The following is a 14561-nucleotide window of genomic DNA, read 5'->3' as shown; positions in this document are numbered from 1 at the left end:
GTGCCGATTTCCTCGGTGCTTTCCAGGTTCTTCGCTTTCGCGCTTTCCCTTTCCGGCGGTTCCGACTCTATCAGATCCTTTCGGGCCTGACTCCCAGTCAGCGGGGTTTGTCTTTCCGGCTGTTGGGCCGTTCCGACGAGTGAGACATTAGCGGATTCCTGGGCCCCGATGCCAATCGGGGGCCGTCCTTTCGAACGCGGATTCCTCATTTCGCAAAAGCGCACGCAGAACAATGCGACGCTGAGTCGCTTGCTCTAGTGGTTGGTGCGGAATGGCTGTCCGGGGGCCGACCGGAAGGTCAGGGCTCACAGTCGGACAGCTCGGAGAACATTACGTATCTGTTAATCGCGTGTCAACCCCGGGCCTGGGGGCTACGGTGGGTCCATGACTACGCGTACGTGCACCCTCAGCTGGTGGGCCGCCTGACGGCGGCCGCGCTCACGTATGCATCCACGGCCGCCGCTTCGGCGGCCGTTCGCGTATCTCCCTCCGGGAGGTCGGTCGCCGGTGGTGGCGGCCTCGACCAGGAGGAGAAGAGAGATGACGCGCGTCTTCAGTGGGATCAAGCCGACCGGACACATGACCTTGGGGAACTACCTGGGGGCAGTGCAGCGGTGGGCCGAGGTCGATCAGCACCGCGGTGAAGCACTGTTCTGTGTGGTGGACCTGCATGCGCTGACCGTGGAGCACGATCCGGGGCGGGTGCTGCGGCTCAGCCGGCAGGTGGCGACGTTGTTGCTGGCGGCGGGGCTCGATCCGGCGGTGTGCACCTTGTTCGTGCAGAGCCATGTCGATGAGCACGCGCGGCTGTCCTACGTACTGGAATGCACGGCCACCGACGGGGAGATGCGTCGGATGATCCAGTACCGGGAGAAGGGGATGCGGGCGCGGGCGGCCGGGGAGAGCGTGCGGCTGTCGTTGCTGACGTATCCCGTGCTGATGGCGGCGGACATTCTGGCGTACGGGGCCGGTGAGGTTCCGGTGGGGGATGACCAGACGCAGCACGTGGAGCTGACGCGGGATCTGGCGGTGCGGTTCAACCAGCGGTACGGGCAGACCTTCGTGGTGCCACGGGCCGTGAAGCCGGAGGTGGCGGCTCGGGTCATGGATCTTCAGGACCCGGCTTCCAAGATGGGGAAGACGACGGCGGGGACCGGTGGGGTGGTGTTCGTGCTCGATGAGCCGGACGTCGTGCGGAAGAAGGTCATGCGGGCGGTGACCGACAGCGGGAGCAGTGGGAGCGGGGTGGAGTACGACCCTGTGGGGCGGCCGGGGGTGGCGAATCTGCTGGAGATGCTGGCGGCTTGTGGGGGTGGGAGCCGGAGTGGGAGTGGTCCTGGGGAGTTGGCTCGGGGGTATTCGAGTTATGGGGCGTTGAAGAGGGATGTGGCGGAGGCGGTGGTGGAGATGTTGCGGCCGGTGCGGGAGAGGCATGCGGAGTTGGCGGCGGATGGGGGGTATGTGGAGGGGGTTTTGCGGGAGGGGGCGGAGAGGGCGAGGGGGATGGCTCGGCCGGTGGTGGATTCGGCGTATCGGGCGGTTGGGTTGATGCCTAAGGGGTGAGGGGTGGGGGTGGGCGGGGTGGAGGCCATGGCGGAGGTGGGGCGGGGGTGAGGGGTGCGGCTCCGCCGGGGGCCGCCCCCTTGCCCGCCCGTTCCGCCCCCGGGGGGCGGCCCCGCCGCCCAAGGGGGCTAGGGCGTAGCGGCTTTGCCGCGCAAGGGGGCGGGGGCGTAGCGGCGTCTCCGCCGCCCGAGGGGGCTTGGCGGGGGTTAGGGGGTGCCGGAGGCTAGGGCTTGGCTGCGGTCTCGGGCGGCTTCGAGGGCGGCGATGAGGGCGGCTCGGACGCCGTGCTTTTCGAGTTCGACGATGGCGTTGATGGTGGTGCCGGCGGGGCTGGTGACTGCTTCGCGGAGCTTCACCGGGTGTTCGCCGCTGTCGCGGAGCATGACCGCGGCGCCGATGGCGGCCTGGACGATCAGGTCGTGGGCCTGGTTGCGGGGCAGGCCGAGGAGGATGCCGGCGTCGGTCATGGCTTCGACGAGGAAGTAGAAGTAGGCGGGGCCCGAGCCGGAGAGGGCGGTGGCGGCGTCCTGTTGGGACTCGGGGACGCGGAGGGTCTTGCCGACGCCCGAGAAGATCTCCTCGGTGTGGGCGAGGTGGCCTGCGTTGGCGTGGCTGCCGGCGGAGATGACGGACATGGCCTCGTCGACGAGGGCCGGGGTGTTCGTCATGACGCGGACGACCGGGGTGCCGGGGGCGAGGCGTTCCTCGAAGAAGGAGGTCGGGATGCCGGCGGCGCCGCTGATGACCAGGCGGTCGGCTGGCAGGTGGGGGGCGAGCTCTTCGAGGAGCTTGCCCATGTCCTGGGGCTTGACCGTGAGGATCAGGGTGTCGGCGCGCTTGGCGGCCTCGGCGTTGGTGACGGGTTCGACGCCGTAGCGGGTGCGGAGTTCTTCGGCGCGTTCGGAACGGCGGGCGGTGACCAGGAGGTCGCCGGGGCGGCGGCCGCCCCGGATCATTCCGCTGAGGAGGGCCTCGCCGATCTTGCCGGTGCCGAGGACGGCGACCGTGCTGGGCTTGGTGTGTGCGGCTGCGGCGTTGTCGGTCATCTGGATTGCCCTCCGTACCGGTGGAGCTGGGGTGTGGTGCACGGACATCTTCGCACCGGGGGTTGGGGGGCTACAGGGGCTTCAGGGGCCTTCCGGGTCAGCGGATGTCGAGGGTGTCGCCCGGGTGGAGTTGGCGGTAGAACCACTGCGCGTCGGGGAGGGACAGGCCGAGGGTGCCGTCGGTCGCGTCGATGTGGCCGAAGAACGCCTTGGACTCGGTGGGGAAGGCGAAGGCGTACGTGGTGTGGCCCGCGGGGCCGGTGAGTTCGACGACCCACTGTGCTGCGTACACGTAGTCGCTGTCGGACTGGCCGATCACCAGGCCCGGGAGGGTGCGCTTGGGCGAGAGGGACTTCACCGTGTAGCGGCCGGTGCGGGTCGGGGTGGCCTTCTTGCCGGAGGTGATCGGGATCGTGCGGGCCTTGCGGGTGTCGTTCTCGCGTACGGTCAGCTGCTTTTGGGCCAGGTCGACCGTTGCCACCGGGGTTGCCGTGGGTACGGGGGCGGGGGGTGCGGTCGCGGCCGGTGGGGCGGGTGGGTCCTGAGGGGTCAAGAGGGAGGGGACGAGAAGGAGGGCGAGGGCTGCGACCAGGGTCGTGGCGGCGCCCGCTGCCGTGGCCCGGCGGCGTCGGCGGCGGCGTTCGGCGAGGTGGCGGGCCTGGGCGCCGCCGGTGGGGGACGCGGCGGTCGCGCCCGTTTCGGCGAGGTCGCGCAGGGCGGTGGCGAGGTGGTCCGGGGCGTCGGAATTCGGGTCAGGCACGGGCGTCCTCCCTTTCTTCCGGGGACTCTTCCGGGGACAGCAGGAGAGCCAGCGCGGCTCGGCCCCGGGACAGGCGGGCCTTGATCGTGCCGGTCGGGGTGCCGGTTTCGGCGGCGATCTGGTCGACGCTCAGGTCGCAGAGGTGGTGCAGGACGATCGCCTGGCGCTGGGGTTCGGGGAGGGTGCGCAGGGCCTCGACCAGCAGCGTGTGTTCGGGGCTGGGGCCGGGGACGCTGTGCGGGGGCGGGTTGCGGCGGACCAGGTCGAGCCACTTGCGGGTGCGGCGCCAGCGGCTGACCGCGAGGCGCATGGCGACGGTACGGATCCAGGCTTCGGGGGCGCCGTCGGCCAGGAAGGAGGCGCGCCGGTCCCAGGCCCGTACGAACGCCTCCTGTACGACGTCCTGCGCCTCGCCGTGGTCGCCCGTCAACGCGTACAGCTGACCCACCAGGCGGGGAAAGGAGGCCGCGTAGAAGGCGTCGAACTCCTCCTCCGTCATGGCCGGGAAATTTACCCCAGGGCCGGGTGCAACCCGGCGGGCCCCCGGTGCGTACAGAAGGCGCGGTGCCGGAGAGACGGGCCGCGCGGGCCGCACGTCTGCGGTCTTCGTACGTACGAAACTGGGGGATTTCCATGATGCGTCGCGATCGCTCCTTCCGGGCGGGCGCCCTTGCCCTGCTGCTCGGGCTGGCGTTGGGGGCTGCCGGGTGTTCCGGTGGCGGGGCGGCGGTTGCCGGGGCGGCGGACGCCGAGTTGGGCGGGGCCGGGTCGGTGGCCGGGGCCGGGGGCGCGTCGCCTTCGGCGGGTGCTTCGGGGGCGGTGCGGCCGGCTCCTTCGGCGACCGTCGCGCCCGTACCGGCGGCGCTGCGGGACGGCGCGTTCCGGGTGAACATCGTCGACGGGATGACGGCGGGGGTGGGGCTTCCGGTGTCGGTGACGTTCAAGAAGCCGGTTCCGGCGGGTGAACGGGCGGCGGTGGAGCGGCAGTTGAGGGTGTCCGCGAATCCGGGTGCCGAGGGGGCGTGGAGCTGGGTCAAGGACCGGAACCTGCATGCGGGGCAGCGGGTCGACTTCCGGCCTCGTACGTACTGGAAGCCGGGGACCCGGGTCACGGTTGCGGTGGGGTCGCGGGTGACCCGGCACTTCACGGTCGGGCGGTCGCTGGTGGCGACCGTCGATGTGAAGAGCCACCAGATGACGGTGGTGAAGGACGGGCGGACCCGGCGGATTCCGGTCACGGCGGGCGCCAGGGGGATGGACACCTGGAACGGGACGATGGTCGTCTCCGACAAGCAGCAGCGGGTGTTCATGGACAGCAGGACCGTCGGATACGGGGACTCGTACTCGGACTGGTACTACTACGCGGTCCACCTGACGGCTTCCGGTACGTATCTGCACCAGAACCCGGCCGCGAACGGGGTGGTCGGGCGGCGGAACATCTCGCACGGCTGCATAGGGCTCGCCTCGGACGGGACGGCCGCGGACTTCTACCGGGAGGTCATGGTCGGGGACGTGGTCAAGGTGGTCAATTCGACGGAGACGGTCGCGGTGGGCAACGGGTACGGGGACTGGAACCTGGGGTGGGAGGAGTGGAAGGCGGGGAGCGCGCTGCGGTGAGGGGGCGGTCTGCCGGGTCTCCTAGGGGGTGCGGCGGCGGAGCGTCGCCGCGCCCAGGAGGAGGACGAGGAGGGCCACGGCCGCGACGATCGTCGTGTCGCGGAGGAACGTGGCGGTGAGCTCGGTGTGGGTGCGGATCTCGTTCATGGCGTCGACCGCGTACGACATGGGGAGCGCGGTCGAGATCGCCTCCAGCACCGGGTGCATGGCCGCTCGCGGCGTGAACAGTCCGCAGAGCAGCAGCTGCGGGAAGATCACCAGCGGCAGGAACTGGACCGCCTGGAACTCCGAGGACGCGAAGGCCGACACGAAGAGGCCGAGCGCGGTGCCGAGGAGTGCGTCCAGGACCGCCACCAGGAGCAGGAGCCAGGGGCTGCCCGTCACGTCCAGGCCGAGCAGCCAGACCGAGAGTCCGGTGGCGAGGGCCGACTGGACCAGGGCCAGTACCGCGAAGGCGAGCGCGTAGCCCGCGATCAGGTCGGCCTTGCCGAGGGGCATCGCGAGGAGGCGTTCGAGGGTGCCGCCGGTGCGTTCGCGGAGGGTGGCGATCGAGGTGATCAGGAACATCGTGATCAGCGGGAAGATGCCGAGGAGGGAGGCTCCGATGGCGTCGAAGGTGCGGTCGTTCGCGTCGAAGACGAAACGGAGGATCGTGATCAGGACCGTGGGGACGAAGACCATCAGGGCGATCGAGCGGGGATCGTGCCGGAGTTGGCGCAGGACCCGGGCGGTGGTGGCGAGGGTGCGGGTGAGGGACATGGGGGTCCTTCGGGGGTGAAGGGGGATCGGATCAGGACGCTCGGGTCAGGAGGCTCGGATCAGGAGGCTCGGTCGACCAGGTGGAGGAAGGCGGCTTCCACCGTGGCGGTGGCCGTGCGGGTGCGGAGGGCTTCCGGGGTGTCCTCGGCCAGGAGGGTGCCTTCGCGGAGGAGGAGCAGGCGGTCGCAGCGTTCGGCCTCGTCCATCACGTGGGAGGAGACCAGGAGCGTGGTGCCCCGGTCGGTGGCCAGGGAGTGGAAGAGGTCCCAGAGGTCCCGGCGGAGTACCGGGTCCAGGCCGACGGTGGGTTCGTCCAGGACCAGGAGTTCCGGGGTGCCGAGGAGTGCCACGGCCAGGGACGCGCGGCTGCGCTGGCCGCCGGAGAGGTTGCCGGCGAGGGCGTCGGCGTGGGTGGTGAGGTCGACGTCGGCGAGGGCGCGGGCGACCGTGACGCGGCGGCGTTCGGCGGCGGTGCGGCCGGGGTCGAGGATCGCGGCGAAGTAGTCGAGGTTCTGGCGGACGGTCAGGTCGTTGAAGACCGACGGTGCCTGGGTGACGTATCCCGTACGGGCGCGCAGGGCGGGGTCGCCCGCGGGGCGACCGAGGACCGTGAGGGTGCCGGTGACCTTGGCCTGCGTACCGACGACGGCGCGCATCAGCGTCGATTTTCCGCAGCCTGAGGGGCCGAGGAGGCCGGTGATCCTGCCTGCCGGGACGGTGAAGTCGAGGCCTCTCAGGACGGTGCGGGTGCCTCGGACGACGGTGAGGGAGCGGGCTTCGAGGGCGGGGGCGCGGCGGGGGTTACGGGCGCGGGTGGGGCGGGTTCGGAAGTGGCGGGCATGAGTACCTCCCGGCTTTATTCATCGCATGATGAATAATCCTCCGGGTGGGTGGGGCCGTCAAGGGCGGGGATGGTTGCCCGGCTCCACGGCGATCGCCCTCGCGCCCGCTCGCACCTGCCTACTTGCGCTTGGGCTTCTTCTTGCGGGCGGCCGGGTTGCCCGTACGGGTGCCCCGGCGGCGTTCGTACTGGGTCAGGGCCGTCTCGTACTCCGTGCGGCGCAGCTTCTCCCCCGGGGCCTCCGTCAGCGAGCGGACGAAGTACGCGAGGAGTCCGCCCACGAAGCCGATCGTCTTCAGGCTGCGCAGGGACTGCTCGCGCGCCGGGTCGGTGGCGCGGGTGGTGAAGCCCTCCCAGGTCTTGCGGAACGCGATGGCGCTGCACACCGCGAACATCACGATGACGAGAGTGCCGACGAAACCGCCGACGTCCGCGATCTGGAGGCCCTGGTACGCGAAACGGAGCACGAAGCAGCCCGCGACCGCCGCGGCGATCGAGCCGACCGCCACGCCCGCGCGGCGCAGCGCGTAGTTGTCGGTGTGGTTCAGCCAGGAGGTGCCGAAGAAGCGGATGGGCTCCGGCTGGGGGCCGGCGGGGGCGGCATCGGTGTTCTGGGGGTTCTCGCTCACGGGGTCGATTATCCCCGTTGCGGGGGTACGGCGCGGGGTGCGCGGCCGTGTGCGCGGTGGGGAGGGAAGGAGGAGGTGGCGGGGTCGGGAGGAGGTGCCGGGGTGGGGGTTGATCCCGTTGATTACTCTGTGGGACCAACGGTACTTACGGGGGACGGAGTTGGACCGTGACGTTGTCCTCGGGGGACCCCGGGTCGATCGGTGGCCATCGGATCGTGGACCGGCTCGGCACCGGGGGCATGGGGACCGTGTTCCTCGGCAGGTCGCCCTCGGGACGTGAGGTCGCCGTCAAGCTGGTGCACGAGCAGTACGCCTCGGACCCGACCTTCCGCATCCGCTTCCGGCAGGAAGTGGCGGCGGCCAGGCGGGTGAGCGGGGCGTTCACGGCTCCGGTGGTGGACGCCGATCCGGAGGCGGAGCGGCCGTGGATGGCGACGCAGTACGTCCCCGGGCCCACCCTCTCCGAGCAGCTCCAGATGAGCGGGCCGCTGTCCGGGGCCGAGCTGCGGCAGCTGGCGCTCGGTCTGGTCGAGGCGTTGCGGGACATCCACCGGGCCGGGGTCATCCACCGGGACCTCAAGCCCGCCAACGTACTGATGGCCGCCGACGGGCCCCGGGTGATCGACTTCGGGATCTCGCGGGCGGCCGACCACCAGACGCTGACCGCCACCGGGCACGTGATGGGCACCCCGCCCTTCATGTCGCCGGAGCAGCTCAGCAGCCCGCGCACCATCGGGCCGCCGTCGGACGTGTTCTCGCTGGCGGCGCTGCTGGTGTTCGCGGCGGTGGGGCGCGGGCCCTTCGACGCGGACAGTCCCTACATGACGGCGTACCAGGTGGTCCACGCTCCCCCGGAGCTGGACGAGGTCCCCGAGCCCCTGCGGGGGATCCTCGACCGGTGCCTGGCGAAGGCGCCGGAGGAGCGGCCGGGGCTGGACGCGCTGGAACGGCTGTTCCTCGGCATGCCGACGGGAGCGACGGGAGTGACAGGGCCGGCGGGACCGACGGGGTCGACAGAGCCGATGCGTGCGCAGACCGCCCCCGCCCCGACGTCCCGGACACAGCCCCGGAAGCGGAACCGGCGTCGGACGGTCGTCGCCGCGGTCGCCACCGTCCTGGTGCTCGGAACGGGCGCCCTCTACTTCAACGCCAAGTGGGGCGACGGGAGTTCCCGCTCGGACGGAAAGAGTTCCGGAGGTACGGGTTCCGGAGGTACCGGGTCCACCGCCCCCGGCACCTCCCCCGACCAGCTCCCCGCCGGCTGGCGCCCCTGGAAGGCCGAGATCCCCCTGGAGGGCCCCGCCTCCGACAAGAGCGGCGGCGGGCCCCGCAACGTCCGCTGCCTGACGGCCGGTCCCGCCACCTACTGCGGTGGCTACGACCTTCGTGCCGTACGACTCGACCAGGCCACCGGCCGCCTCCTGTGGCAGGCGAAGATCCGCCGGAGCGGCCCGACCGACGGCACCGTCAACAACTCCGCCCCGCTCGGCGCCACCCCCGACGCCGTCCTCGTCAGCGAGGTGGAGAGCGACGGTTCCGCCCGGCTGGTGTCCCTCGCCGCCGCCGACGGCCGCCGCCTCTGGGAGCGGCCGGCCTCGCCCGACACGTACCGGAGCGGGGCGGTCCTGGACCGTCTCGCGGTGGGCCCCGACCTGAAGGGCGGCGCCCTGGTGGCACGCGACCTCGTCTCCGGCGAGGAGCGCTGGTCCTCGGCCGATCCGCGCGGGCTGCGCTGCAACCCGATCACCGTGCAGGGGCAGTTGTACGGCATGTGCGGCGACGACCGGGGCGACGATCCTGACCGCGTCACCTACGTCCGGTACGACGCCGCCACCGGCAAGCAGACCCGGATCGCCACGTACGGCGCGGGGTACGAGCTGGTCGGCGAGGCCGGCGGCCGGGTGGTGTTCGCGCAGTGGCGGCGGACCGACCCGGACTCGACGGCCCGGCACGCCAACGGGGAGGGCGACTTCACGGCCCTCCAGCTGCGGGACCCGGCCGGCGCCCGTCGCGCCGAGACGGTACGGCTCGGCGCAGCCCCGGCCGGGGTGCCGCAGCTCTTCGGCGGCACCCTCTGCTTCGTGGCGCCGACCGGGATCGTCAGCGCCGTCTCCGTACCGGACGGAAAGCCGCTGTGGCGCACGGAATCCGGGGTTCCGAACCTGGGCCTGCCGCAGACCGACCGCGCGGGAGGTCTGCTGTACGTGCCCGCCGCCGACGGACGTGTGCTGGCCCTGGATCTGCGTACGGGCAAGGAGCTGTGGAGGTCCGCGGCCCAGGGCGGCACGCCGGTGGAGGGTTCGGAGCCGGTGATGGCGGTACGCACGGGGGCCGCGCTGGCGGTCACGCGGATGGACGGGACGGTGTTCGGGGTGGCGCCGGAGGTACCGGGGCGAACGGGCTGAACCCGGCGGTCCGGTCCGGTTCGACCCGGTTCGGCCCGGTCCGGTTCGGCCCGCCCGCCCACCCGCCCGCCCGCCCCGGCCGGGCTCAGCCCAGCTTCGTCACGTCGCGCACCGCGCCCTTGTCCGCGCTGGTCGCCATCGCTGCGTACGCGCGCAGCGCCTGGGAGACCTTGCGCTCGCGGTTCTTCGGGGCGTAGACGCCGCCGAGTGCCTCGCTGCGCTCCGCCATCTCCTCGTCGCTCACCAGGAGTTCGATGGTGCGGTTGGGGATGTCGATGCGGATGCGGTCGCCGTCCTCGACGAGTGCGATGGGGCCGCCGGACGCCGCCTCGGGGGAGGCGTGGCCGATGGACAGGCCCGACGTACCGCCGGAGAACCGGCCGTCGGTGACCAGCGCGCAGACCTTGCCCAGGCCCCGGCCCTTGAGGAAGGAGGTCGGGTAGAGCATCTCCTGCATGCCGGGTCCGCCCTTGGGACCCTCGTAACGGATGACGACGACGTCGCCCGGCACGATCTCCTTGCGGAGGATCTTGTCGACGGCCTGTTCCTGCGAGTCGCAGACGACGGCCGGGCCCTCGAAGGTCCAGATGGACTCGTCGACGCCCGCCGTCTTCACGACACAGCCGTCGGGGGCGAGGTTGCCCTTGAGGACGGCCAGGCCGCCGTCCTCGGAGTAGGCGTGCTCGACGGAGCGGATGCAGCCCTCGACGGCGTCCGTGTCGAGGGTGTCCCAGCGCTCGGACTGCGAGAAGGCGGTCGCGGAGCGCTTGCAGCCGGGGGCCGCGTGCCACAGCTCGACGGACTCGGGGGACGGGGAGCCGCCCCGGACGTCCCAGGTCTTGATCCAGTCCGCGAGGGACGGGGAGTGGACGGCGTGCACGTCCTCGTTCAGCAGTCCGCCGCGGTAGAGCTCGCCGAGGATGGAGGGGATGCCGCCGGCCCGGTGCACGTCCTCCATGTAGTACGTGCGGTACTTGCCGACGTTCGGGGCGACCTTGGCGAGGCAGGGGACGCGGCGCGAGATCTCGTTCATCTCGTCGAGGCCGAAGTCGACCTCGGCCTCCTGGGCGGCGGCCAGCAGGTGCAGGATCGTGTTGGTGGAACCGCCCATGGCGATGTCGAGGGCCATGGCGTTCTCGAACGCGGCGCGGGTGGCGATGGCGCGCGGGAGGACGGTCGCGTCGTCCTGCTCGTAGTGGCGCTTGGTGATCTCGACGATGGTGCGGCCGGCGTTCTCGTAGAGGGCGCGGCGGGCGGTGTGGGTGGCGAGGGTCGAGCCGTTGCCGGGCAGGGCCAGGCCGATGGCCTCGGCGAGGCAGTTCATCGAGTTGGCGGTGAACATGCCGGAGCAGGAGCCGCAGGTGGGACAGGCGTTCTCCTCGATGCGGAGGATGTCCTCGTCGGAGATGTTCTCGTTGACGGCGTCCGAGATCGCGTCGACCAGGTCGAGGGTGCGGACGGTGCCGTCGACGAGGGTGGCCTTGCCGGCCTCCATCGGGCCGCCGGAGACGAAGATGGTCGGGATGTTGAGGCGGAGGGCCGCCATCAGCATGCCGGGGGTGATCTTGTCGCAGTTGGAGATGCAGATGAGGGCGTCGGCGCAGTGGGCTTCCACCATGTACTCGACGCTGTCCGCGATGAGGTCACGGGAGGGCAGGGAGTACAGCATCCCGCCGTGCCCCATGGCGATGCCGTCGTCCACGGCGATGGTGTTGAACTCGCGGGGGACGGCACCGGCGGCCAGGATCGCCTCGGAGACGATGCGGCCGACGGGCGCGAGGTGGGTGTGGCCGGGGACGAACTCGGTGAAGGAGTTGGCGACCGCGATGATCGGCTTGCCGATGTCCTCGCTCGCTACACCGGAGGCGCGCATGAGCGCGCGGGCGCCTGCCATGTTGCGGCCGTGGGTGACGGTGCGGGACCTCAGGTCGGGCATCGGGTTCACTTCCCTGTGTGTACGAGTACGACTGCCGTCGAGCGTACGCCTTGGGTCCAGGTTTTGGACAGGTTGTCCGGAGAGCGGGACGGGTGGTGGGGCGGGGGCAGGTGGCGGGCCCGGCCACGGCAGGTGGTCATGTGCGGTTGTGGACGTGGCTGGCCGCGCAGTTCCCCGCGCCCCTGAAGTACTCGTCGCCGACGGGCGCCGGGAACTGCGCGGCGCTGGGCACGAGTGGTTGTTTGGGGGCGCGGGGAACTGCGCGAGCAACCCACCACCGGCCCGCACATCCGAACCCCTGGCCCCGCGGCCAGCGGTCTAGGGAAGGGGCGGGGAGGGGCATCGCCCGCCGCAGGCGCGACACCGCACAACGCTCCCAGCACCACGCGGCGCCAGCCGTAGATCCAGCACCGCGGGAAGGGGCGGGGAGGGGCGTCCCACGGCCCGCCGCAGGCGCGACACCGCTTGGCTGGGGCGGGGGCTATTGCGTCAAGTAGCTCTGCAGGACCGGGCCCACCAGTTCCACCACTCGCTCCACCTCCACCGACGCCAACGGCTCCGCCTGGATCACGTACCGCAGGATCGCCACCCCGATCATCTGCGACGCCGCCAGCTCCGCGCGGAGCGTCGGGTCCGGGACGGAGAGTTCGGCCGCGATACGGGTCAGCAGGTGCCGCAGCACGAAGCCGCGCAGCACCTTCGCCGCGCCCTCGTGCGTCAGTGCCGAGCGGACCACCGCGAGCAGCGGGGCACGGGTGGTCTCGTCCTCCCAGACGCCGAGGAAGACCCTGGCCAGGCGCTCGCCGAGCTGGTCGGGCGGGCCCTCCAGGAGGCGCGGGAGGATCAGTGCTGGCTCGAAGGACATCTCGATGGAGGCGGCGAAGACCTCGTCCTTGGTGCCGAAGTAGTGGTGCACGAGCGCCGCGTCGACACCGGCGGCCCGTGCGATGCCGCGCATGGACGTCTTGTCGTAGCCGCGTTCGGCGAACTCGCCCCGGGCCGCGAGGAGGATCCGGTCCCGGGTGGCGGGCCCTGCCGCGTCCTGTGCGGTACGGGGCGGCCGACCGCGGCGGCGCGGGGCGGGGCCGGGGCTGCCGGACGAGGGCCGCGTCATCGTGTCAGGTGCCCGGCACGCGCGCCGGGCCCGCCGCGGGGCGCGACGCCGATGCCAGGTGGAGCCGGGTGAAGGCCAGTGCCTCCGCCAGATCGGCTTCCCGTTCGGCGGACGACATGGCCCGGCGGGTGTTGACCTCGACGACGACGTGCCCGTCGAAGCCGGAGGTGGCCAGCCGTTCCAGCAGCTCCGCGCACGGCTGCGTACCCCGGCCGGGGACCAGGTGTTCGTCCTTGGCCGAGCCGTTGCCGTCCGCGAGGTGGATGTGGCCGAGGCGGTCGCCCATGCGGTCGATCATGGCCATGGCGTCCGTGCGGGCGGTCGCGGTGTGCGAGAGGTCGACGGTGAAGTGCCGGTAGTCGTCCTTGGTGACGTCCCACTCGGGGGCGTACGCCAGCATCTCGCGGTCCTTGTACCGCCACGGGTACATGTTCTCGACGGCGAACCTCACGTCCGTCTCGTCCGCCATCCGCCAGATGCCGGAGACGAAGTCACGGGCGTACCCGCGCTGCCAGCGGAACGGCGGGTGGACCACGACCGTGGACGCGCCGAGCTTCTCGGCCGCCGCCTGCGCGCGCCGGAGCTTGACCCACGGGTCGGTCGACCACACCCGCTGCGTGATCAGCAGACAGGGGGCGTGCACCGCGAGGACGGGGACGCCGTGGTGGTCGGAGAGTCTGCGCAGCGCCTCGATGTCCTGGCTGACGGGGTCCGTCCACACCATGACCTCGACGCCGTCGTAGCCGAGGCGTGCGGCGATCTCGAAGGCCGTCGCCGTCGACTCCGGATAGACGGAGGCCGTGGACAGCGCGACCTTCGCATCCGGGATGCGTACCGCTGGTTTCGCCACTTCTGCCACGAGGGACAGCGTACGGTCCCCCTCCTCGGCGCGGGGAGCCGAGGGGTCAGGACAAGCCGCACGGCCCCGTCACGACGCAGGACAAGCCGCACGGCCCCGTCACGACGACGGCAGGTGGTCCAGCCGCCGCAGGATGACGCCCTCGCGCAGCGCCCACGGGCAGATCTCCAGCGTCTGCACGCCGAAGAGGTCCATCGCACCCTCCGCCACCAGCGCCCCCGCGAGCAGCTGCGGGGCCCGGTCCACCGAGACCCCGGGGAGGTGCGCGCGCTGCTCGGCGGTCATCGCGGCCAGCTTCGGCACCCATTCCTCCAGCGAGGAACGGCTCAGTTCCCGCTGTACGTACAGCCCGTCGGCCGAGCGCGCCGCCCCCGCGATCCTGGCCAGCTGCCGGAACGTCTTGGACGTGGCGACGACGTGGTCGGGCTTGCCGAAACGGGCGAACTCTCCGACCGTACGAGCGATTTGCGCGCGTACGTGGCGTCGTAGCGCCCGTACGTCCTGAGGGTCGGGCGGGTCCCCCGGCAGCCGGCCCGCGGTCAGCCGGCCCGCGCCGAGCGGGAGGCTGACGGCGGCGTCCGGGTCCTCGTCGATGCCGTACGCGATCTCCAGCGAGCCGCCGCCGATGTCGAGGAGCAGCAGCTTGCCCGCCGACCAGCCGAACCAGCGGCGGGCCGCCAGGAAGGTCAGCCGCGCCTCGTCCTCGCCGGACAGGACCTGGAGGTCGGCGCCCGTCTCCTCGCGCACCCGGGTCAGTACGAGATCGGCGTTGGTGGCCTCCCGTACGGCCGAGGTGGCGAACGGCAGCACGTCCTCGCAGCCCTTGTCCTCGGCCGCCTGCATCGCCTCGCCGACGGTGCTGACCAGCCGGTCTATGCCTTCTGGGCTGATCGCGCCGTCCTCGTCGAGCAGCTCCGCGAGGCGGAGTTCCGCCTTGTAGGAGTGCGCGGGGAGCGGGCGGGCGCCGCGATGGGCGTCCACCACCAGCAGGTGCACCGTGTTCGAACCGACGTCGAGGACTCCGAGTCTCAT

13 protein-coding genes are annotated in these 14561 nt (G+C 71.7%); 3 read left to right on the top strand and 10 right to left on the bottom strand.

The window, feature by feature from the left end:
• The first annotated feature begins 540 nt into the window (after positions 1-540).
• The gene (gene trpS / locus ACZ5PB_RS41695; RefSeq protein ID WP_468698786.1) at positions 541-1563 is read left to right on the top strand and encodes a tryptophan--tRNA ligase; all 1023 of its coding nucleotides are present in this window, start codon (positions 541-543) and stop codon (positions 1561-1563) included.
• Positions 1564-1769: 206 nt separating this feature from the next.
• On the opposite strand, the gene proC is transcribed toward trpS, so the two are convergent.
• From proC to ACZ5PB_RS41680, 3 genes are all read right to left on the bottom strand, one after another.
• Complete coding sequence (proC, locus tag ACZ5PB_RS41690) at positions 1770-2609, bottom strand: pyrroline-5-carboxylate reductase (RefSeq protein WP_468698785.1); 840 nt, start codon at positions 2607-2609, stop codon at positions 1770-1772.
• A 97-nt stretch (positions 2610-2706) separates the two neighbouring features.
• Entirely contained in the window at positions 2707-3369 is a 663-nt protein-coding gene (locus tag ACZ5PB_RS41685) for a L,D-transpeptidase (protein ID WP_468698784.1), read from the bottom strand.
• Positions 3362-3868 carry a SigE family RNA polymerase sigma factor gene (locus tag ACZ5PB_RS41680; RefSeq protein WP_468698783.1) on the bottom strand — a complete coding sequence of 169 codons (507 nt, stop codon included), beginning with the start codon at positions 3866-3868 and terminating at the stop codon, positions 3362-3364. The genes ACZ5PB_RS41685 and ACZ5PB_RS41680 overlap by 8 nt, the downstream gene beginning before the upstream one ends.
• A 134-nt stretch (positions 3869-4002) precedes the next feature.
• On the opposite strand from ACZ5PB_RS41680, the gene ACZ5PB_RS41675 reads away from it, so the two are divergent.
• Positions 4003-4986 (top strand): L,D-transpeptidase, encoded by a 984-nt coding sequence (locus ACZ5PB_RS41675; RefSeq protein WP_468698782.1) that lies wholly within the window; start codon positions 4003-4005, stop codon positions 4984-4986.
• Between the two features lie 21 nt (positions 4987-5007).
• Here the strand turns inward: ACZ5PB_RS41675 and ACZ5PB_RS41670 are convergent, their stop codons facing one another.
• The 3 genes from ACZ5PB_RS41670 to ACZ5PB_RS41660 all read right to left on the bottom strand — a co-directional run bounded on the left by ACZ5PB_RS41670 (position 5008) and on the right by ACZ5PB_RS41660 (position 7215).
• Positions 5008-5745, bottom strand: coding sequence for an ABC transporter permease (locus tag ACZ5PB_RS41670; protein WP_468698781.1), 738 nt, complete (start codon positions 5743-5745; stop codon positions 5008-5010).
• 59 nt (positions 5746-5804) lie between these two features.
• Positions 5805-6605 (bottom strand): ABC transporter ATP-binding protein, encoded by an 801-nt coding sequence (locus ACZ5PB_RS41665; RefSeq protein ID WP_468698790.1) that lies wholly within the window; start codon positions 6603-6605, stop codon positions 5805-5807.
• Between the two features lie 100 nt (positions 6606-6705).
• Positions 6706-7215 (bottom strand): hypothetical protein, encoded by a 510-nt coding sequence (locus tag ACZ5PB_RS41660; RefSeq protein WP_468698780.1) that lies wholly within the window; start codon positions 7213-7215, stop codon positions 6706-6708.
• A 167-nt stretch (positions 7216-7382) separates the two neighbouring features.
• Here ACZ5PB_RS41660 and ACZ5PB_RS41655 point away from each other — a divergent pair, with 167 nt between their 5' ends.
• The gene (locus ACZ5PB_RS41655) at positions 7383-9620 is read left to right on the top strand and encodes a protein kinase domain-containing protein (RefSeq protein ID WP_468698779.1); all 2238 of its coding nucleotides are present in this window, start codon (positions 7383-7385) and stop codon (positions 9618-9620) included.
• A gap of 85 nt (positions 9621-9705) precedes the next feature.
• Here ACZ5PB_RS41655 and ilvD read toward each other — a convergent pair whose 3' ends face one another.
• From ilvD to ACZ5PB_RS41635, 4 genes are all read right to left on the bottom strand, one after another.
• Positions 9706-11556 carry a dihydroxy-acid dehydratase gene (gene ilvD, locus ACZ5PB_RS41650; protein WP_468698778.1) on the bottom strand — a complete coding sequence of 617 codons (1851 nt, stop codon included), beginning with the start codon at positions 11554-11556 and terminating at the stop codon, positions 9706-9708.
• A 481-nt stretch (positions 11557-12037) separates the two neighbouring features.
• Positions 12038-12670 carry a TetR/AcrR family transcriptional regulator gene (locus ACZ5PB_RS41645; protein ID WP_468698777.1) on the bottom strand — a complete coding sequence of 211 codons (633 nt, stop codon included), beginning with the start codon at positions 12668-12670 and terminating at the stop codon, positions 12038-12040.
• A 4-nt stretch (positions 12671-12674) separates the two neighbouring features.
• The gene (locus ACZ5PB_RS41640; RefSeq protein WP_468698789.1) at positions 12675-13520 is read right to left on the bottom strand and encodes a sugar phosphate isomerase/epimerase family protein; all 846 of its coding nucleotides are present in this window, start codon (positions 13518-13520) and stop codon (positions 12675-12677) included.
• Between the two features lie 108 nt (positions 13521-13628).
• A complete protein-coding gene (locus ACZ5PB_RS41635; protein WP_468698775.1) occupies positions 13629-14561 on the bottom strand; it encodes a Ppx/GppA family phosphatase in 933 nt (310 codons plus the stop codon).

The sequence above is a fragment of the Streptomyces sp. NPDC032721 genome, assembly GCF_055579625.1.
The sequence above is the reverse complement of the archived record's forward strand: the minus strand, read 5'-3'. Positions and strand labels throughout refer to the sequence as shown.

Bases quoted from the DNA above. Each gene is read 5' to 3' on its own strand.
- ACZ5PB_RS41635 (WP_468698775.1), bottom strand. From the start codon at position 14,561: ATGAGACTCGGAGTCCTCGACGTCGGTTCGAACACGGTGCACCTGCTG.
- trpS (WP_468698786.1), top strand. From the start codon at position 541: ATGACGCGCGTCTTCAGTGGGATCAAGCCGACCGGACACATGACCTTG.
- ACZ5PB_RS41670 (WP_468698781.1), bottom strand. From the start codon at position 5,745: ATGTCCCTCACCCGCACCCTCGCCACCACCGCCCGGGTCCTGCGCCAA.
- proC (WP_468698785.1), bottom strand. From the start codon at position 2,609: ATGACCGACAACGCCGCAGCCGCACACACCAAGCCCAGCACGGTCGCC.
- ACZ5PB_RS41645 (WP_468698777.1), bottom strand. From the start codon at position 12,670: ATGACGCGGCCCTCGTCCGGCAGCCCCGGCCCCGCCCCGCGCCGCCGC.
- ilvD (WP_468698778.1), bottom strand. From the start codon at position 11,556: ATGCCCGACCTGAGGTCCCGCACCGTCACCCACGGCCGCAACATGGCA.
- ACZ5PB_RS41675 (WP_468698782.1), top strand. From the start codon at position 4,003: ATGATGCGTCGCGATCGCTCCTTCCGGGCGGGCGCCCTTGCCCTGCTG.
- ACZ5PB_RS41680 (WP_468698783.1), bottom strand. From the start codon at position 3,868: ATGACGGAGGAGGAGTTCGACGCCTTCTACGCGGCCTCCTTTCCCCGC.